Annotated in this window: 15 protein-coding genes; 1 reads left to right on the forward strand and 14 read right to left on the reverse strand. The window is 70.3% G+C overall.

The window, feature by feature from the left end; all coding sequences use genetic code 11:
• Nucleotides 1-149 precede the first annotated feature (149 nt).
• The 8 genes from ABZ707_RS04855 to ABZ707_RS04890 all read right to left on the reverse strand — a co-directional run bounded on the left by ABZ707_RS04855 (nt 150) and on the right by ABZ707_RS04890 (nt 9183).
• On the reverse strand, nt 150-1139 hold the full coding sequence (locus ABZ707_RS04855; RefSeq protein ID WP_360168435.1) for an oligopeptide/dipeptide ABC transporter ATP-binding protein: 990 nt from the start codon (nt 1137-1139) through the stop codon (nt 150-152).
• Between the two features lie 47 nt (nt 1140-1186).
• The gene (locus tag ABZ707_RS04860) at nt 1187-2287 is read right to left on the reverse strand and encodes an ABC transporter ATP-binding protein (RefSeq protein WP_360167801.1); all 1101 of its coding nucleotides are present in this window, start codon (nt 2285-2287) and stop codon (nt 1187-1189) included.
• Nucleotides 2284-3144, reverse strand: coding sequence for an ABC transporter permease (locus tag ABZ707_RS04865; protein WP_360168438.1), 861 nt, complete (start codon nt 3142-3144; stop codon nt 2284-2286). Before ABZ707_RS04865 ends, ABZ707_RS04860 begins: the two co-directional genes overlap by 4 nt.
• A gap of 20 nt (nt 3145-3164) precedes the next feature.
• Complete coding sequence (locus tag ABZ707_RS04870) at nt 3165-4118, reverse strand: ABC transporter permease (RefSeq protein ID WP_360167804.1); 954 nt, start codon at nt 4116-4118, stop codon at nt 3165-3167.
• Nucleotides 4115-5722: an ABC transporter substrate-binding protein gene (locus tag ABZ707_RS04875; RefSeq protein WP_360167807.1), complete on the reverse strand. Its 1608-nt coding sequence runs from the start codon at nt 5720-5722 to the stop codon at nt 4115-4117. Before ABZ707_RS04875 ends, ABZ707_RS04870 begins: the two co-directional genes overlap by 4 nt.
• A 280-nt stretch (nt 5723-6002) precedes the next feature.
• The gene (locus tag ABZ707_RS04880) at nt 6003-6905 is read right to left on the reverse strand and encodes an RNA polymerase sigma factor SigF (RefSeq protein WP_360167810.1); all 903 of its coding nucleotides are present in this window, start codon (nt 6903-6905) and stop codon (nt 6003-6005) included.
• 269 nt (nt 6906-7174) lie between these two features.
• Nucleotides 7175-8320, reverse strand: a complete 1146-nt coding sequence (locus ABZ707_RS04885) for an alpha/beta hydrolase (RefSeq protein ID WP_360167813.1) — start codon at nt 8318-8320, stop codon at nt 7175-7177.
• A gap of 149 nt (nt 8321-8469) precedes the next feature.
• On the reverse strand, nt 8470-9183 hold the full coding sequence (locus tag ABZ707_RS04890) for an SDR family oxidoreductase (protein ID WP_360167816.1): 714 nt from the start codon (nt 9181-9183) through the stop codon (nt 8470-8472).
• Nucleotides 9184-9263: 80 nt separating this feature from the next.
• Here ABZ707_RS04890 and ABZ707_RS04895 point away from each other — a divergent pair, with 80 nt between their 5' ends.
• Complete coding sequence (locus ABZ707_RS04895) at nt 9264-9734, forward strand: helix-turn-helix domain-containing protein (protein ID WP_360167819.1); 471 nt, start codon at nt 9264-9266, stop codon at nt 9732-9734.
• Nucleotides 9735-9879: 145 nt separating this feature from the next.
• Here ABZ707_RS04895 and ABZ707_RS04900 read toward each other — a convergent pair whose 3' ends face one another.
• The 6 genes from ABZ707_RS04900 to ABZ707_RS04925 all read right to left on the reverse strand — a co-directional run bounded on the left by ABZ707_RS04900 (nt 9880) and on the right by ABZ707_RS04925 (nt 17934).
• A complete protein-coding gene (locus ABZ707_RS04900) occupies nt 9880-11427 on the reverse strand; it encodes an NCS1 family nucleobase:cation symporter-1 (protein ID WP_360167822.1) in 1548 nt (515 codons plus the stop codon).
• A gap of 129 nt (nt 11428-11556) precedes the next feature.
• Nucleotides 11557-12558 carry a TIGR03842 family LLM class F420-dependent oxidoreductase gene (locus ABZ707_RS04905; RefSeq protein WP_360167825.1) on the reverse strand — a complete coding sequence of 334 codons (1002 nt, stop codon included), beginning with the start codon at nt 12556-12558 and terminating at the stop codon, nt 11557-11559.
• Nucleotides 12559-12579: 21 nt separating this feature from the next.
• Entirely contained in the window at nt 12580-13983 is a 1404-nt protein-coding gene (hydA, locus tag ABZ707_RS04910; RefSeq protein ID WP_360167828.1) for a dihydropyrimidinase, read from the reverse strand.
• Between the two features lie 83 nt (nt 13984-14066).
• Nucleotides 14067-15362, reverse strand: a complete 1296-nt coding sequence (locus ABZ707_RS04915) for an aspartate aminotransferase family protein (RefSeq protein ID WP_360167831.1) — start codon at nt 15360-15362, stop codon at nt 14067-14069.
• The gene (locus ABZ707_RS04920) at nt 15359-16201 is read right to left on the reverse strand and encodes a nitrilase-related carbon-nitrogen hydrolase (protein ID WP_360167834.1); all 843 of its coding nucleotides are present in this window, start codon (nt 16199-16201) and stop codon (nt 15359-15361) included. Before ABZ707_RS04920 ends, ABZ707_RS04915 begins: the two co-directional genes overlap by 4 nt.
• Nucleotides 16202-16392: 191 nt before the next feature.
• Nucleotides 16393-17934 (reverse strand): hypothetical protein, encoded by a 1542-nt coding sequence (locus ABZ707_RS04925; RefSeq protein ID WP_360167837.1) that lies wholly within the window; start codon nt 17932-17934, stop codon nt 16393-16395.
• Nucleotides 17935-18047 lie beyond the last annotated feature (113 nt).

Here is an 18047-nt window from a genome sequence, read left to right on the forward strand (position 1 = left end):
GAACCGGTCCCGCGCCCACTCCGGCCCCACCCTTCGGACGGGTGGCCGATTTCATCCGGCCGTAATGATCGGACAGGCCGGTGACGGCCGGCCGCCCGCCGCCGCCCGGCCGCCCGCCGACCCGGGTGACCGCCCGCTCCGGGCGCGAATCAGGCGGCCGCGTCCGGTGCCGTGCCGTCCTCGGTGACGAGATGGCAGGAGACCTGGCGGTCGTCGCCCGCCGCCGGAATCGACCGCAGCGCGGGGATCTCGCCCCGGCAGCGGTCGACGGCGACGGGACAGCGGGTGTGGAAGCGGCAGCCCGGCGGCGGGGCGAGCGGGCTGGGCAGCTCTCCGCTGAGCACGATGCGCCGCCGGGAACGCTGCTCGACCGGGTCGGGCACGGGCGCCGCCGAGAGCAGCGCCTGGGTGTAGGGATGCTTGGGGTCGGCGAACAGCTCGGCGGTCGGGGCCTGCTCGACGATCTGCCCCAGGTACATCACCGCGATCCGGTCCGCGAGGAATTCCACCGCCGCCAGGTCGTGGGTGATGAAGAGACAGCCGAAGCCCCGGTCGCGCTGCAGATCGGCGAGGAGATTGAGGACGGACGCCTGCACGGAGACATCGAGCGCCGAGGTCGGCTCGTCCGCGATCAGCAGACCGGGGTCGACGGACAGCGCCCGCGCGAGGGAGATGCGCTGACGCTGGCCGCCGGACAGCTCGTGCGGATGCCGGTCGATGTGTTCGGGCCGCAGGCCCACCTGACGCAGCAGTTCCGCCACGCGTTGCCGGGCGGCCGCACCGCGTGCGATGCCGTGGAGCCGCAGCGGTTCCGCGATGATCCGGCCGACGGTCATCCGGGGGTCGAGCGAGGACGACGGGTCCTGGAAGACCAGGTGGAAGTCCTTGCGCAGCGGCCGGAGTGCCCGGGGCGTCAGGCGTGTGATGTCGGTGCCGTTGATCCGTACGGTCCCGGAGGTCGGCTCGTCGAGCCGTACAGCACATCGTCCGACGGTCGACTTCCCGCTCCCCGACTCGCCGACGAGACCGAGCACCTCGCCGCGCGCGACGGTGAGGCTTACGCCGTCGACAGCGCGGACGGTTCCCTTGGACGCGGCGAAGTGCCTGGTGAGGGAGGTGATTTCCAGGACCGGCGGGATGTCCGCGCGGGGCGTGCCGGCCGCGTCGGAGCGCACGGGGGCGGTGGTCACTGTCCGTCCTCCTTGGTGGTGTCGCCAGGCAGGTCCGGACCGGCGGTGGCCGGCGCGGCCGGGACCGGTACCGGATGCCAGCAGGCGGCGAGATGGGCGGTGTCGCCGTCCGGGGTCCCGGTCGGCGCTTCCAAGGGCGGCCCGGCCGCCAGGCACCGCTCGTCCGCGTTGGCACAGCGCGGTGCGAAGGTGCAGGCGTCGGGCTGTTCGTCGAGGCTGGGCACCAGGCCGGGGATCTCCGGCAGCCGTCGTTTCCCCTCGGCGCCGGGGCGGAGGACCGCGCCCAGCAGGCCCGCGGTGTACGGATGACGGGGCGCCGCGAACAGTTCGTGGACCGGGGCCTGTTCGACCGCCCGGCCCGCGTACATCACCAGGACCCGGTCGGCGGTGTCGGCGACGACGCCGAGGTCATGGGTGATCAGCACGATGCCTGTGCCGAGGCGCTCCCGCAGGGACTGGAGGACCTCCAGAATGCCCGCCTGGACCGTGACATCGAGCGCCGTGGTGGGCTCGTCGGCGATCAGTACGGCGGGGTCGCACGCGACCGCGATCGCGATCATCACGCGCTGCCGCATTCCGCCACTGAGCTGGTGCGGGTATTCGTCGACGCGCTGACGCGGCGCCGGGATGCCGACCAGTCCGAGCAGTTCGACCGCGCGCTCCCTGGCCTCGCGGCGCCCCAGTCCGCGGTGCCCGCGCAGCACCTCAGCGATCTGCCGGCCGATCGTCAGGACCGGGTTCAGCGAGGTCATCGGCTCCTGGAAGATCATCGCGATGTCTTTGCCACGGACCTTCCCGAGTTCCTTGTCCGTCGCTCCGGCGAGCTCGCGGCCGTTCAGTCTGATCGACCCCGTGACGGTCGCGCTGGGCGGCAGCAGTCCCATCGCCGCCATCGAGGTGACGGACTTGCCGCACCCCGACTCCCCCACCACGGCGAGGACTTCACCCGGTGCGAGGTCGAAGGAGACGGCGTCGACGGCGTGTACGGTCCGGGTGTCCGAGCGGAACGAGACGGACAGATCGCGGACGCTCAGCACGGCCCGGGGGCCGTCCGGTTCACCCACCGCGAGTCCGGTGGCCACGGATGCCGCGCTCATCGGGTGCCTCCACGGGGGTCGAGGACATCACGCAGTCCGTCGCCGAGCAGATTGAAGGCCAGCGTCGCGGCGACGATCGCCAGGCCGGGGAAGACCGCCATCCAGGGCGCGGGGGCGAGGAACGACTGCGCGCCGGAGAGCATCACGCCGAGCGACGGATCCGGTGGCTGCACGCCCAGACCCAGAAAGCTCAGCAGCGCCTCGCCGATGATCGCGGTGGGGATGCCGACCGTGGCTTGGACGATCAGCGCCGAGGCCGCGTTGGGCAGGATGTGCCGTCCGAGTACGGTTCCGTCGCCGCCGCCGTTGGCGATCGCAGCCGCCACATAGTCGGCGTGCTTGAGCCGCAGTGTCTCGGCCCGGGCGATCCTGATGACGGCGGGGATCTGGGAGATCCCGATGGCGATCGTGGCGTTGGTCAGTGAGGGTCCGAGGACCGCCGCCAGGCCGACCGCCAGTACCAGGAACGGGAAGGCCAGCATCGTGTCGGTCAGCCGGGACACGGCGCTGTCGGCGAACTTCCCGTAGTACCCGGCCAGCAGTCCGAGCGGTACGCCGACCACAAAGGCCAGCGCCACCGCGACCACGCCGACCTGCAGGGACGCCCGGGCGCCGTACACGATGCGGGAGAGCTGGTCGCGCCCCAGATCGTCGGTGCCCAGCCAGTGGGCCGCGCCGGGCGGCGCGAGCGCGTCGGAGAAGTCCGGCCGCGCCGGGTCGTACGGTGTGAGCAGGGGCGCGAACAGCGCGGCCAGGACAAACACCGCCGCGATGACGGCCCCGGTGAGGGCGAGCCGGTTCTTGCGCAGTGCGCGGAGTCCGGGGCTGCCCGCCGTCCGTGTCCCGGCCGCCCGGATCGCTGTGAGTACGGCTGTGGTCACCGGGCACCTCCGAGCCGGATGCGCGGGTCGATCACCGAATACACCACGTCGACCAGCAGATTGATGAGGATGTACGCGGCTGAGGTGCACAACACCACGGCCTGCAGCATCGCGTAGTCACGGGTGAAGACGGCGTCGATGGTGAGCTTGCCGAAGCCGGGCAGCACAAAGATCTGCTCGGTGACGACCGCACCGGAGATCAGATGGCCGAGTTGCAGGCCCAGGACGGTCACCACCGTCACCAGGGAGTTGCGCAGCGCGTGGCCACCGATGACCTGACGCCGGGTCAGGCCCTTGGCGCGGGCCGTGCGGACATAGTCGGCGGAGAGTGAGTCGAGCATCGCGGCTCTGGTCTGGCGCATCACGACCGCCGCGAGCCCGGAGCCCAGGACGATCGAAGGCAGCACCATACGGCGCAGATTGTCGAGCGGATCGGTGCCGAAGGGCACATATCCGGAGGCCGCGAAGACCGGTACGGCGATGGCGAAGGCCAGGACCAGCACGATACCGAGCCAGAAGGTCGGCACCGAGAGGCCCACCAGGGCGACGGCATTGGCCAGCCACTCCTCGGGCTTCCCGCGGCGGACGGCGGCGACCACACCGGCTCCGATACCGAGGACGACCGCCAGGAGCATGGACAGCGCCGCCAGTTCGAGGGTGACGGGCAGCGCCGCCGCGATGGCGTCGGCGACGGGCAGGCCAGTGCGGGAGGAGGTGCCGAGGTCGCCCGTGACGGCGTGCCCCAGGTAACGCCCGTACTGGACCACGAGGTTGTCGTTCAGCCCGTAGCTCTCCCGGACGGCGGCGAGCGCCTCGGGGCTGCGTTCCTCACCGGCCAGGGCGAGTGCCGGGTCGCCCGGCAGGGCCCTGATGCCGGCGAAGACCACGACACTGACCAGAAGGAGGGTGATCAGGGACTGCCGCAACCGCTTCAGCAGGTATGTCGTCATCGGGTGTACCCCGCAGTCGTGACCCGGACCAGTCCGTCGCCGTAGATACGGACACCGGCGACCGAGGTCGTGGCGACGGCGTAGTTCTTCTGCCGGTAGACATAGATCAGTGCGTGTTCGGCGCTGACGCGCCGCGTGAGTTCGCCGTAGATCCGGGCGCGCCGCTCCGGGTCGGCCTCGGTGCGGCCGTCGGCGACGAGCCGGTCGATCGCCGGGTCGGAGAGCCCGTACGCGTTCATCGCCCCTCGCGTCTGGAGGAAGCTCGCGATATTGCCGTCCGGGTCGAGCCGTCCGGACCAGCCGCTGGCGAACGCGTCGTACTTCCCGGCGTCGGTCTCCTCCAGCAGCGTGGCGTATTCGGTGGGCCGCAGTGTGATCGCGAAGCCCGCCTCCTTGGCCATGGCCTGGACGACCTGGCCGAACCGGCTCGACTCGGGGGTGGTGGAGACCTTCAGCTCCATTCGTACCGGGGTCTTCACTCCGGCGTCCCCGAGCAGCTTTTTCGCCCGCGCCACATCGCGCTTGGGGCACCGCGCGGCCCGCACGCCAGGCGCGATGGCCGATCCGGGGGAAATGGGCCCGCAGGCCGGCTCGTACATGTCCTGGAAGACGACCTTGTTGATCAGTTCCCGGTCGATGGAGAGTTCGAACGCCTCGCGGACCCGGACGTCCCGCGCGAGGGGAGTGTCGATCTTCCCGGGCTTCGCGCCGAGCCCTTTCACATTGCCGACGTTGAGGCCGATGCTCTGGTAGCCGAGGGACGGCGAGTTGAAGACCTGGAGCCTGGGCTCGGTGAGGGCGCTGCGCACGTCGACGGGGGCCATCTGGTCGCCGACCTGGATGTCGCCGGAGCGCAGATTGGCGAGGCGGACATTGCCGTCCGGGATGGGCTTGTAGATCACGCCGTCGAGATGGACCCTCCCGGCGTCGTAGTAGTCCGGGTCCTTCTCCAGCACGATCCGGTCACCGCCGACCCGCTCGGCGAAGCGGAAGGGACCGACGCAGGAGGGATGGTTGGTGAAGTCCTTGCCGTACTTCTTCAGCGCGGCCGGTGACATCACCATCCCGGAGCGGTCGGCGAGCACTCCGACGAGCGGGACGTACGGCTGTTTGAGGGTGAGTCTGACGGTGTACGGGCCGGTGGCCTCGACGGTGCGCAGCGGGGCGAGTTCGGTGGCGCGCGCCGAGGCCGGCAGATCACGGTGGCGCAGCAGCGAGGTGACGACGGCCTCGGCGTCAAGACGGGTGCCGTCGCTGAACTTCGCGTCGCGGCGGACCGGGAAGGTGACGGTGCGGCCGTCGGCCGAGACGGTGGGAAGCGCGGTGGCGAGCTGCGGAACGATCGTCCCGTGCTGGTCGATGTCGTACAGCTTCTCGCACATCCCGGCGAAGACCGTCCGGCCGACAAGGGTCTGGGCAAGGCTCGGATCGAGTTTGTCGGGGTCCGCGTTGAGCGCGACGGTGAGCGTACCGCCGTCACGTACGGGGCGTTCGTCGGTCATCCGCACTCCGCCGACTTCGGTGGCGGAGGACTGGAGCGACACACAGCCCGAGATGAGGAATGTCAACGCGGCGGCGACGGGGCCGATGGTTGTCCGGCGCACGGGGTACTGCCTCCCGCCATGAGCTGATCAAGGAATACCGCCGACCGTATTTCGCATACAGAGCCTCCGACAAGGGTCTTTTCATGACGCTGGACGGTTTTCGATGAAGATCGGGTAACCCGGCGCGGCAAATCGGTCGTGAACAGCTCAAGTACGGAGGTCGCACCCGAGCCCGGCGATACCTCCGCTCGCGCGGCCGGCCCGGCCGCCGCTGGTACGGACCCGCGCGTGGCGGTCGTGACCAGGGTGGACCGGGCCGGGGAACGTGAAGCCGCCGGGATCAGCTCTCGGTGAGCATGCCCGTACGGAGCTTGGCGAGAGTGCGGGAGAGCAGACGCGAGACATGCATCTGGGAGATGCCGAGCCGCTCGCCGATCTGGGCCTGCGTCAGTTCCTGGCCGAAGCGGAGTTCCAGGATCTGCCGTTCGCGGTCGTCCAGGGTGCTGAGGAGCGGCGCGAGCGCGTGCAGGTCCTCGACCAGCTCCATCGCGGGATCGCAGGACCCGATGAAGTCGGCGACGGACGCCGCGCCCTTGCCCGGCCCCTGCGCGTCGGCACCGTCGGTGGGCAGGTCGAGCGAGTCGCTGTTGTAGCCGTTGGCCGCGATCAGCCCTTCCACCACCTCTTCCTCGCTCAGCTTGAGATGCTCGGCGAGTTCCCTGACGGTCGGGTCCCGGTCGAGGGCCGCGGCAAGCTGGTCCTTGGCCTGGGCGAGTTCGATACGCAGTTCCTGGAGCCGTCGGGGCACATGCACGGCCCAACTGGTGTCCCGGAAGAAGCGCTTGATCTCGCCCACGATGTACGGGACGGCGAAGGAGGTGAACTCGACTTCGCGCGAGAGGTCGAAGCGGTCGATGGCCTTGATCAGGCCGATGGTGCCGACCTGGATGATGTCTTCGAGCTGGTCACTGCGGTTGCGGAAGCGGTGCGCCGCGAACTTGACCAGGGACAGGTTCATCTCGATCAGCGTGTTGCGGGCGTACTGGTACTCGGTGGTGCCCTCTTCGAGGACCTGGAGCCGGTCGAAGAACAGCTTCGACAGGTCCCGGGCGTCCTTCGGCGCGATCTTCCCGGCGTCCTCGATCCTGGGCAGGTCACCGGTCCGGGCGGGAGCACCGCCTTGGACCACCGGTTCCGTCTCCAGCACTGCGAGGTGCCTCGTGGACGGTGCGGATATCGACATGGCGTTCATCCCCTCCCGGAGTAGCGGTTCGGCGACCCGCCGTCTTCCCCCTCAGCCCGCGCTCACACCCGTGACGGAAAGAAATTTTCCCCTTCTTGCGAACGGTGCCCGGCTCGGTGAGGGGCCGCCGGTGGAGCGGGCCGCCGGCCGGGAGATCGGCCCGCCCGCACACCGAACCGGCCGTCCGGCGCCTCCTCCACGGGTGGCGCCGAACGGCCGGCGGACCAGCGGGCCCGGTCGGCCGGGCCCGCTGTTTCACCTCGACCGGCTCACTGCTTCGCGTACAGCGCGTCACGGAGGGCCTTGTTGGTCTCCGCCACGGCTTCCTTGTCGGACTTGGTGCCCGACAGGGCGTTGAGCATCATGAAGTCGTGGGTGATGTTCGGGTAGTGGGTGTAGGTGACCGGGACCCCGGCGCTGCGCAGCTTGTCCGCGTAGGCCTTGGCGGCGTCGAGCAGGACGTCGGAGTCGGTGATCACCAACGCCTTGGGCAGGCCCCGGAGTTGGTCGACGGTGGCCAGCAGGGGCGAGGCGAGGATCTTCTGGCGGTCGGCGCGGTTGGGGGCGTAGGCGTCCCAGAACCACTCCATCGCCGGGCGGGTGAGCCAGCAGCCCTCGGCGAACCGCTTGTACGAGGGGGTGTCGAAGCGGGCGTCGGTGACCGGGTAGAGCAGGACCTGCTGACGGAAGCGCGGCCCGCCGCGTTCCTTGGCCATCAGGGTCACCGCCGTGGCCATGTTGCCGCCGACCGAGTCCCCGGCGATGGCGAGCCGGGAGGTGTCGACGTTGATGTCGCTGCCGTGATCGGCGACCCACTTCGCCACGGTGTACGCCTGCTCCAGCGGCACCGGGAACTGTGCCTCGGGGGACGGCGTGTAGTTGACGAAGATCACCGTGGCGCGGGCGCCGTTGGCGATCTGGCGCACGAGCCGGTCATGGGTCTGCGCGTTGCCCAGGATCCAGCCACCGCCGTGGATGTAGACGATGCCGGGCAGGGGACCCTTCACCCCGGGAGGGCGGACGACCCGGATGGACACCGGACCGGTCGGACCACCGGGCACGGTCCGCTCGCTGATGTCCGCGGGCAGTTTGGCCACCGGGCCCGACTGGAGTTTGTTGAGGACCTCACGAGCCGCCGCGTACGACATCTCGTACAGCGGGGGCCCGCCCTCGGCGGCGAGCTGGTTCAGGAACGCCTGGTTCTGCGGTTCCAGCTTCACCGGCGGATTGCCGCACGGAGCGTACTTCGGCGTGGCCGAGGCCACGGCGAGACCGGGCTGTCCGGCGCCTGACGACGCCGACTGGGGGTCCTGCGGACCAGCACAGCCGCCGATCGCGGCCGCAGCGGCGGTGATCGTCGCCACCAGGCCGTACCGCACCCGGCGCCGCGAACCCGCGGGTATGAATGAAGCCATGGCACTTCCCTTCGGAAAGCAATGGGGCCTCGTTCATCAGCATGCGGTGAGGGCGTCGCGCCGGGCTCGCCGGACTAGCCCGGAAGTGTCGGACCGCGCCCGGGACAAGGGCTGCCGGGGCCTGCCCGGGACCTCCGGCCGGGTCGCCGTCAGCGCCGCACCGGCAGACCGGGGTAGAGCTGACCGGGATCGTCGGCGAGCGCCGCCTTGGTACGCAGGCTCTTGTCGTCGGCGATCACTTCGAGGGCGCGCGCCTGAACGCCGTCCAGTGCCGCGACGGCCACCTTGGCGGGGTCCACCTTGTCCGAACTCTCGACGTAGTCGGCCATGTCGGTGTCCATGTAGCCGACGTGAAGGGCCGTCACATCGATGCCGGTCGGTGCGAGTTCCTGCCGGATCACATCGGTCATCGCCCATTCGGCGGCCTTGGCGGAGCTGTAGCCGCCGTACGCCGGATAGTGCGCCCAGGACAGGACGGACAGCACATTGAGGACGGCCGCGCCGCCGTTGGCCGTCAGTACCGGCGCGAAGGCTCTGGTGACATTCAGGGAGCCGAAGAAGTGTGTCTCCATCTCCAGCCTGATGTCCGCCATGTCCCCGCTGACCAGCCCGGCGTGGGTGCTGATCCCGGCGTTGTTGATCAACAGCGTCACATCCGGCGCCGCCTGCGCGGCGCTCGCGACGGAATCGGAATCCGTGATGTCGAGCCGCAGCGGTACGACGCCGGGGAGGTCGACCGCCGCGGGGTTCCGCGCGGCGGCGTAGACCTTGGCGGCCCCTCGGCTGAGCAGCTCGGCGGCGAGATGCCGGCCGAAACCGCGATTGGCGCCGGTCACCAGCGCGACCGCGTTCTGGATGTCCATGAGTGCTCCCCTGGCTGAGTAGGTTTTTACAACTTAGAACACCTGGGTAGGTGGGTGCAACTCAGGGGTAGACTGGGTGCATGAAGAGGGCACACGACGACGACAGGACGGAAACGCCCTGCTCGATCGCGAGGACACTGGAAGTCGTCGGAGACAAGTGGACTCTGCTGATCCTGCGGGAGGCCGCTGTTGAGGGCATGACGCGATTCGCCGAGTTCAAGGAGCGGCTCGGCATCGCGCCGGACCTCCTCAGTACGCGCCTGGGCGCGCTGGTGGACTCGGGCGTCATGGTGAAGCAGCCGTACCGCGAGCCCGGCTCGCGCACCCGGTTCAGCTATCACCTCACCCCGGCCGGGGAGGAACTGCGTCTGATCCTCGCCGCGCTCCAGCAGTGGGGTGACGAGAACCGTCCCCGCGCGGTGGGCCCCAGCATGGTGCGGCGTTCGGTGGACCAGGGCCGTCCGATCCGGGTCGCGTTTGTCGACGACACCGGCACCGCCGTCCCGATGGACTCCGTGAAATTCCTCAGGACAGCCTCGTACCCCTCCTGACCACAGCCTCCTGACCACCGCCTTTTGGCCACCGCCTCCTGGCCACCGCGGACCGACGGCGGCAAGGCCGCCCGGACCTCCCGGACGGCCGTACCCGCTCACGCCCCGCGCCGTCCCGCACCGCGACGGCCGGACGAGCGCTCGGTCATACCGTCCTGACGCGCCCGCCCGGCAATGTCAGCACCACATACAGCAGCAGCGAGGCGGCGAGACCGACCGCCCAGCCGTAGTCCGCGAGCGGCCGCAGGAACGGAATCAGACCGTCCTGGGGAAACGGCCCGGCGCCCGGCGCCGAGTGGGAGCCCCCCACGGCCAGCACACCGCCGACGGCGAAGGCGAGCACCGCCCGGGGATTCCACCCGTTCGTGTACCAGTAGCGGCCGCCGGGACGGTACAGGTCGCCGAGGTCGAGGACCGTCCGGCGGACGATCCAGTAGTCCGCGATCAGGATGCCCGCGACCGTGCCCAGCAGACCGCCCACCAGCCCGAGCCAGGTGAAGATGTACAGCTCGGGCGTGGCCGTGAGCTTCCACGGCATGATCACGACACCGACGACCCCGGTGATCAGCGCGCCGGTCCGGAAGTTGATCAGCTTCGGCGCCAGATTGGCGAGGTCGTACGCGGGCGAGACGACATTGGCGGCGATGTTCACCGAGATCGTCGCGACCAGCACGGTCACCAGCGCGAAGAGCAGTCCGAAGACATTGTCGGTCTTGGCCGCGAGGGCGACCGGGTCCCAGACGGGGGCGCCGTACACCGCCTGCGAGCCGGACGTGACGAACACCGACAGCAGCGCGAAGAGCGTCATGGTCGTGGGCAGCCCCAGCGACTGTCCCCAGATCTGGGCCCGCTGTCCCGCGCCGAATCGGGTGAAGTCAGGGATGTTCAGGGACAGGGTGGACCAGAAGGCGATCATCCCCATGAGGGACGGGAAGAAGACCGGCCAGAAGTCCGCGCCCCAGCCGAGCCTGGACGGCTGGTCGAGCAGCGGCCCGAGACCGCCCGCCTTGACGGAGATCCAGACGAGCAGGACCAGCGCGCCGACGATCACAAAGGGCGCGGCCCAGCTCTCGAAACGCCGCAGTGTGTCCATGCCCCGGTAGATGATGGCGAGTTCGAGCGCCCAGAAGAGGACGAAGCAGAGCCAGAGCGTCCAGGGCTGCCCGCCGATCCTCGATGCCTCCGTCCAGCCGCCGAAGATCTTTCCGAGCAGGACGAAGATGCCCTGGCCGCCGATCCAGGTCTGGATCCCGAACCACGCACAGGCGACGGCCGCCCTGATCAGCGCCGGCAGATTGGCGCCGCGCAGCCCGAAGGACGCACGGGCGAGGACGGGGAACGGTATGCCGTACTTCGGTCCCGCGTGCCCGGTCAGCAGCATCGGGAAGAGCACGATCAGATTGGCCAGCGCGATGGTGAGGACGGCCTGCTTCCAGTCCATGCCCAGGGTGACCAGCCCCGAGGCGAGCAGCCAGGAGGGGATGTTGTGCGCCATGCCGATCCAGAGCGCGGCGAAGTTGTAGGTCGTCCAGCGGCGCCGGGCGACGGGCACGGGCAGCAGGTCGTCATTGACGAAACGGCTGTCGTCGGGGGCGGCGCCGGGCGCGAGCTCCACCCGTCCCCGGGAGTCGGTCCTGGCCGGTGGACCGGGTATCGGTCCTTCGGAAGGAGCTGGCGGTACGGTCGCGGTCATGGCGGCGGGACCCTTCGTTCGAGAGCGGTGGTCAGGGACGTCGAACGAGGCCGTGCGGGGCGGGTGCGGTGGCGGGTGATCCGGCGCGGGCAGGGCGAGCACCCGGGCCGCGCGTCGTGTCGCTCCCGCTCAGTCCTGGAGCGCGGGGATGATCTGTTCGCCGTACGCGTCGATGGTCGCTTCCTTCGCGTCGTGCATGTTGTAGACGGCGAACTGGTCGACGCCCAGCGCGCGCAGCGCCGTCAGCTTCTCGATGTGCGCCTCGGCCGGCCCCAGCAGGCAGAACCGGTCCACGATCTCGTCCGGCACGAAGTCCGCCGAGGGATTCCCGGCCCGGCCGTGGTGGCTGTAGTCGTATCCCTCGCGCCGCTTGATGTAGTCGGTCAGGGCCTCGGGCACCAGCCCGGAGCGCTCGCCGTACCGGGAGACCAGATCGGCGACGTGATTGCCGACCATCCCGCCGAACCACCGGCACTGCTCGCGGGCGTGCGCGAGGTCGTCACCCACATAGGCGGGCGCCGCGACACAGATCGTGACGGAGTCCGGATCGCGCCCGGCGTCCGACGCGGCCGTGCGGACGGCCTTGACCATCCACTCGGTGAGAAACGGGTCCGCGAGCTGGAGGATGAAGCCGTCGGCCTTCTGTCCCGCCATGGCCAGGGCCTTGGGCCCGTACGCCGCCATCCACACCGGCAGTCTGCCGTCCCGCACCCACGGCAGCCGCAGCGGCTGTCCGTCGATCACCGCCTCCCGGCCCTCCGCCAGATCACGGATGACACCGATCGACTCACCCAGCCGGGCCAGTGTGTTCGGTTTCCGGCCGGCCACCCGCATCGCCGAGTCGCCGCGCCCGATGCCGCACACCGTGCGGTTGCCGTACATCTCGTTCAGGGTGGCGAAGGTGGAGGCGGTCACCTCCCAGGTCCTGGTGGACGGGTTGGTGACCATGGGTCCCACGGTCAGTGTGGTGGTGTGCTCCAGGATGCGGCTGTGGATGACGAAGGGCTCCTGCCAGAGCACGGCCGAGTCGAAGGTCCAGCCGTACCGGAAGCCGTTGCGCTCCGCGCGCCGCATGAGTCCGACGACCGCCGAGGCCGGCGGGTCGGTCTGGAGGACGAGTCCGAAGTCCATGGCCTTGTCCGCTCCTGTGTCCTAGGTGAGGTACTGACAGGTCGAGCGAGGGGTGTACTGCCCGTGCCCCGCCCGGCCGGTGTACGTCCGGCGGTCGATGACGAGCTCGCCGCGGGACAGGACCGTCTCCACCTGGCCGGTGATCCGCTTGCCCTCGTACGCGGAGTAGTCGACATCCATGTGGTGCGTCCGCGCGGAGACGGTCTGCTCGGCGCGCGGGTCGTAGATCACGACATCGGCGTCGGCGCCGGGCGCGATGGTGCCCTTGCGCGGATAGAGGCCGAACATCCTGGCCGGTGCGGCGCAGGCGATGTCGATCCAGCGGCGCCGGGTGATGTGCCCCTCGACCACGGCCTGATGGAGCAGGTCCATCCGGTTCTCCACCCCGGGCAGGCCGTTGGGGATCTTGGAGAAGTCACCCCGGCCCATTTCCTTCTGTCCCGTGAAGCAGAACGGACAGTGGTCCGTGGACACCACCTGGAGGTCGTCGGTGCGCAGTCCGCGCCAGAGCGCGGCCTGGTGCTCCTTGGGCCGCAGCGGGGTGGAGCAGACGTACTTGGCGCCCTCGAAGTCCGGCTCGGCCAGATTGTCGGTGGAGAGGAAGAGATACTGCGGGCAGGTCTCGCCGAAGACCGGCAGGCCCTTGTCCCGGGCGGCGGCCAGCTCGGCGACGGCCTCCTCCGCCGATACGTGCACGACATACAGCGGCGCGTCCGCGACCCGCGCGAGCTGGATCGCCCGGTGGGTGGCCTCCGCCTCCAGCAGGACCTTGCGCACCTCACCGTGGTGGCGCGGGTCGGTACGGCCCTCGGCCAGCGCCTGCTCGACCAGGACGTCGATGGCGATGCCGTTCTCGGCGTGCATCATGATCAGCCCGCCGTTGCCCGACGCCCGCTGCATGGCCCGCAGGATCCGGCCGTCGTCGCTGTAGAAGACGCCGGGATAGGCCATGAAGAGCTTGAAGGAGGTGACGCCCTCCTGGACGAGCAGGTCCATCTCCTTCAGGGAGCTCTCATTGACATCGGCCATGATCATGTGGAAGCCGTAGTCGATGGCGCACACGCCGTCGGCCTTGGCGAACCACGCGTCCAGCCCTTCGCGCAGGCTCTGGCCCGGGGCCTGGATGGCGAAGTCCACCACCGTGGTCGTGCCGCCCCAGGCGGCGGCCCTGGTGCCGCTCTCGAAGGTGTCGGCGGCGAAGGTGCCGCCGAAGGGCATCTCCATATGGGTGTGGGCGTCCACACCGCCCGGGATGACGTACTTGCCGGTGGCGTCGATCGTACGGCCGGCGGTCCAGCCCTCGGCCGCGCCGGAGCCGTGCGCCGCGAGGGCCACGATCCGGCTGTCCTCGATCAGTACGTCGGCATGGGTCTCGTCGGCGGCGGTGACGACGAGTCCGCCGCGGATCAGGGTGCGGGTACTCATGGTGGTGGCGCTCCCTTTCATACGGTCGGACGAGCCGTGGGCCGGCCGCTTCGGCGGGACAGCCGGCCCCACGGTCCGGCCGGCTAGAGGCTCTGCAGGGCCCGTTCGAGGATCGCCGCGCCCTCTTCGGCCTCGGCCACGGTCAGCGAGAGGGGCGGCGCGATCCGCAGCACACTGGTGTGGTGACCGCCGCCCTTGCCGATCAGCAGCCCGCCCTCGCGCGCCGCTTCCAGCACGGCCGCCGCCGCCTCCGGTGACGCCTCGTCGGTGCCGGGCCTGACCAGTTCGACGCCGATCATCAGCCCCCGGCCGCGTACCTCCCGTACGAAGTCCGAGCCGGCGGCGACGGCGCGCAGTCTCTCGGTCAGGAGACCGCCGACGCGACGGGCATTGCCCTGAAGGTCATGCTCCAGCAGATACGAGAGATTGGCGAGTCCGGCGGCCATCGTGACCGGGCTGCCGCCGAAGGTGGAAATGGAATGGGCGTCAAGGCAGTTCATGATCTCGGCGCGGGCGACGACACCGCCGATGGACATGCCGTTCCCGATGCCCTTGGCGAAGGTGAGGATGTCCGGCGGACCGTTCTCCGCGTGTGCCTGCCAGCCCCAGAAGTGGTCGCCGGTGCGGCCCCAGCCCGTCTGCACCTCGTCGCTGATCCACAGGATGCCGTGCCGGTCGAGGACTTCGCGGAACGCGGCGTACAGCCCGTCCGGCGGGATGGTGAAGCCGCCGACACCCTGCACCGGCTCGGCGATCAGCGCGGCGGGCGACCTGGTGTGCCCGAGCAGATCCTCCAGATCGGCGACACACGCCTCGATGAACCGCGCGTCGGTCAGACCGGCGTACGGCCCCCGGGTCCGGACACCGCCGTGCACGTACAGCGTCTGGAGCGGAGAGAGACCGGTCGGCGACCAGCTTCGGTTGCCGGTGACGGAGACGGTGGAGAAGGACCGGCCGTGATAGCTGTTGCGCATCGCCAGGATCTGGTTCGACCCGCGGTACGCGGTCGCCAGCAGCAGTGCCGTGTCATTGGCCTCGGTGCCCGAGGTGGTGAAGAAGACCCGGGCGTCCGGGATGCCGGACAGGGTGGCGACCCGCTCGGCCAGGTCGACCATCGGGCGGTTGAGATAGAGCGTGGACGAGTGGATGATCCGCCCGGCCTGTTCGCTCACCGCCTTGGTGACCTCGGGCAGGGCATGGGCGGTCATCGTGGTGAGGATGCCGCCGAAAAAGTCGAGGTAGCGGTTGCCGTCGGCGTCCCACACATGGCGGCCCTCGCCATGGGTGATCTCGATCGGCTGCGCGTAGTACAGCGCCAGCCAGTCGGGCAGCACGGCGCGATGACGGTCGTGGAGATGTTTGGCGCCCTGGTGGGTCACGGCTGCACCAGTCCTTCGTACGCGTCGGGGCGGCGGTCCCGGTAGAACGCCCACTGCTGCCTGACCTCGTCGATCAAGCCGAAGTCCAGGTCGCGCACGAGGAGTTCCTCCGCCTTGTCACTGGCGGTCTCGCCGACGAACTGGCCGCGCGGGTCGACGAAGTAGCTCGTCCCGTAGAAGTCGTTGTCGCCGTACTCCTCCTGGCCGACCCGGTTGATCGCCGCGATGAAGTACTCGTTGGCCACGGCCGCGGCCGGCTGTTCGAGCTGCCAGAGATGGCTGGACAGACCGCGCGAGGTGGCGGAGGGGTTGTAGACCAGTTCGGCGCCGCCCAGCCCGAGCTGGCGCCAGCCCTCCGGGAAGTGGCGGTCGTAGCAGATGTAGACGCCGACCCGGCCCACCGCGGTGTCGAAGACGGGCCAGCCCGCGTTGCCCGGCTTGAAGTAGTACTTCTCCCAGAAGCCGTTGATCTGCGGGATGTGGTGCTTGCGGTACTTGCCGAGATACGAGCCGTCGGCGTCGATCACCGCGGCGGTGTTGTAGTAGAAGCCGGACTGCTCGATCTCGAAGACGGGGACGACGATCACCATCCCGGTCTCCCTGGCCAGTTCCCGCATCCTGGTGACCGTCGGCCCGTCCGGGACGGGCTCGGCCCATCGGTAGTGCTCCGGCTCCTGCACCTGGCAGAAGTACGGCGCGTTGAACACTTCCTGGAACCCGATGACTCGCGCGCCCTGCCGGGCCGCCTCGCGGGCGTGTTCCTCATGCTTGGCGATCATGGACTCGGTGTCGCCGGTCCAGGTCGCCTGGACGAGTGCGGCGCGTACGACTCTGGCCACGAGCTGCTCCTTCGGCCGGGGGCGTCGATGAGCTTCTACGCACGTAGATAATTCGCGTAGGAAGAGAAGGTAAGCCCCGTCACACACAGGGGCAAGACCATCGTCGTTAACCCGCAGAGTCGATCAAGTTTCACACCCGAGCGGTCGACTCCAGGCTGTTCGAGTCAACGGCACGTCCGAACCGGGCAGGGTCAGGCGCCCGCGATTCCGGCCATCCGGAGGGCGTGGACAAGGTCGCGCTCGCGGGACGCCGAGACGGCGCGGGCCGCGTCCAGAAGCTGCGGGACAAGACGGCGCGGGTCGGGCGCGGCGACAAGCGCCGCGTCCTCGGGCGCCCGGGCCTGTACGAAGGCGCTGAGTAGCGCCCGCGCCTCGGGCGCCCGGCCCGCCTCTCCGAGGGCGACAACGGCGTCGGCGATCTCCCCGGCGGGACGCGACACCCCCTGGCGCAGCAGTTGTCCGCAGTCGTCGTCGCGGCCCGCCGCGGCGAGCGCGCCGGCGGCAGCGGCGAGCTGTACGGGCGGCAGAAAGGCCGCCTCCCACAGCAGCTCGGCCCAGTCGGCGCCGAGGCCGGCGCGGTGCAGCTCGGCGGCGAGCAGCGGAAGCTGCCCGGGAGGCCGGCCCGCCGCCTCGCAGAGCACGACATGCGCCTCTCCGCTGCGCCCGTCCGCGCGCAGTCTGATGAGGGACTCGACGATCTCCACGGCGGCCCGCCGGTCCTCGGGCGAGTGCGCGGGCGCCGCTTCCCTGGCGGGAGCGGCGGGCGCGCCACCGAACCGTGCGCCACGGGGCGTGGCGGGTGCGGCGGGAGGCGGTGCGGGCACCACGGGCGTCGGCGCCGCCTCTTCGGCCTCGTCCATCTCCAGCCCGGCGAAGCGTGCGCCGCGCGGCTTGCGCCGAGGCGCGGACGCGCGCTTCTTCTCCCGTGACCGGCCGGCCGGAGCGGGCCCGGCGGCCGGACCGCCGTCCTGGCCCGCCCACTGAGGAACGTCCGTCCCGTCGAGGTCATATGACGGTGCGTCAGACAACCGCCGGTCCCCGAGCGCGCCGGGACCCTCGTCACGTCCGCCGCCTCCGGACCGTCCCGAGAGCCCGCGCGCGCCCGGCCCGCCGGCCCGGCCCGTCGCGGGCGCCGAGAAGACCGACCGGTCCTCCGGCTGCGGGGCCTCGGCACGGAACCAGCCCTCCGGCGCCACCGGCCGTGCGACCGTGGTGACGCGGCCCGGTGTGGTCAGCGACGTCAGCCTGGCGCGGAGTTCGGCGCAGCGCGCGGAGGCGCGGGCATGGTCGTCACGGACCCAGGCGAGCTCATGGCCGAGCTGTTCCGCGTCGGGTGTGCCCGCCGGGATCGTACGGAGGAGGCGGACCAGTTCCTCGGCCCGGTCCGCCGCGTACGCCTGCTCGCGGAGCATCAGCCGCAGCCGCTCGGAAAGGGCCTCGGTCCCCCCGGGGAGCCGGTCGTACGCGGCGGCGGCCGCCGCGTGAAGCCGGCGCGCCCGTACGCTCTCGCCCGCCGCCGCGTGCTCGTCGTGTCCGGCCGCGAAGTCCTGGAGCAGCGACTCCACCACGTCCCAGGGCGGGATCTCGACGCCGTCGCAGCAGGCGCGCAGACCGTCGGGGTCGCGATGGGTGAAGACCCCGTACCAGCCGTCCCCCGGATCGAGGAGTGACGTCAGATCCCGTAAGTAACGGGCGAACGCCCCTATCTCCTCCGGGAGTTGATGCACCGCCATCGCTGCCCCGTCCCCTGCCCCGCCGCGCCGGAGAGAGCCCTCCGGTCCGCAGGCATTCGACCTCAGTCGGGTTACGGGGCGGCTACGTACAGTTTTCCGCGGCGGTGCGGTGC

Origin of the sequence: Streptomyces sp. NPDC006923, assembly GCF_040635655.1 — a bacterium.
Lineage (GTDB): Bacteria > Actinomycetota > Actinomycetes > Streptomycetales > Streptomycetaceae > Streptomyces.

Coding starts and splice junctions, on each gene's coding strand:
- ABZ707_RS04860 (WP_360167801.1), bottom strand. CDS start 2,287: ATGAGCGCGGCATCCGTGGCCACCGGACTCGCGGTGGGTGAACCGGAC.
- ABZ707_RS04870 (WP_360167804.1), bottom strand. CDS start 4,118: ATGACGACATACCTGCTGAAGCGGTTGCGGCAGTCCCTGATCACCCTC.
- ABZ707_RS04880 (WP_360167810.1), bottom strand. CDS start 6,905: ATGTCGATATCCGCACCGTCCACGAGGCACCTCGCAGTGCTGGAGACG.
- ABZ707_RS04885 (WP_360167813.1), bottom strand. CDS start 8,320: ATGGCTTCATTCATACCCGCGGGTTCGCGGCGCCGGGTGCGGTACGGC.
- ABZ707_RS04890 (WP_360167816.1), bottom strand. CDS start 9,183: ATGGACATCCAGAACGCGGTCGCGCTGGTGACCGGCGCCAATCGCGGT.
- ABZ707_RS04895 (WP_360167819.1), top strand. CDS start 9,264: ATGAAGAGGGCACACGACGACGACAGGACGGAAACGCCCTGCTCGATC.
- ABZ707_RS04900 (WP_360167822.1), bottom strand. CDS start 11,427: ATGACCGCGACCGTACCGCCAGCTCCTTCCGAAGGACCGATACCCGGT.
- ABZ707_RS04905 (WP_360167825.1), bottom strand. CDS start 12,558: ATGGACTTCGGACTCGTCCTCCAGACCGACCCGCCGGCCTCGGCGGTC.
- hydA (WP_360167828.1), bottom strand. CDS start 13,983: ATGAGTACCCGCACCCTGATCCGCGGCGGACTCGTCGTCACCGCCGCC.
- ABZ707_RS04925 (WP_360167837.1), bottom strand. CDS start 17,934: ATGGCGGTGCATCAACTCCCGGAGGAGATAGGGGCGTTCGCCCGTTAC.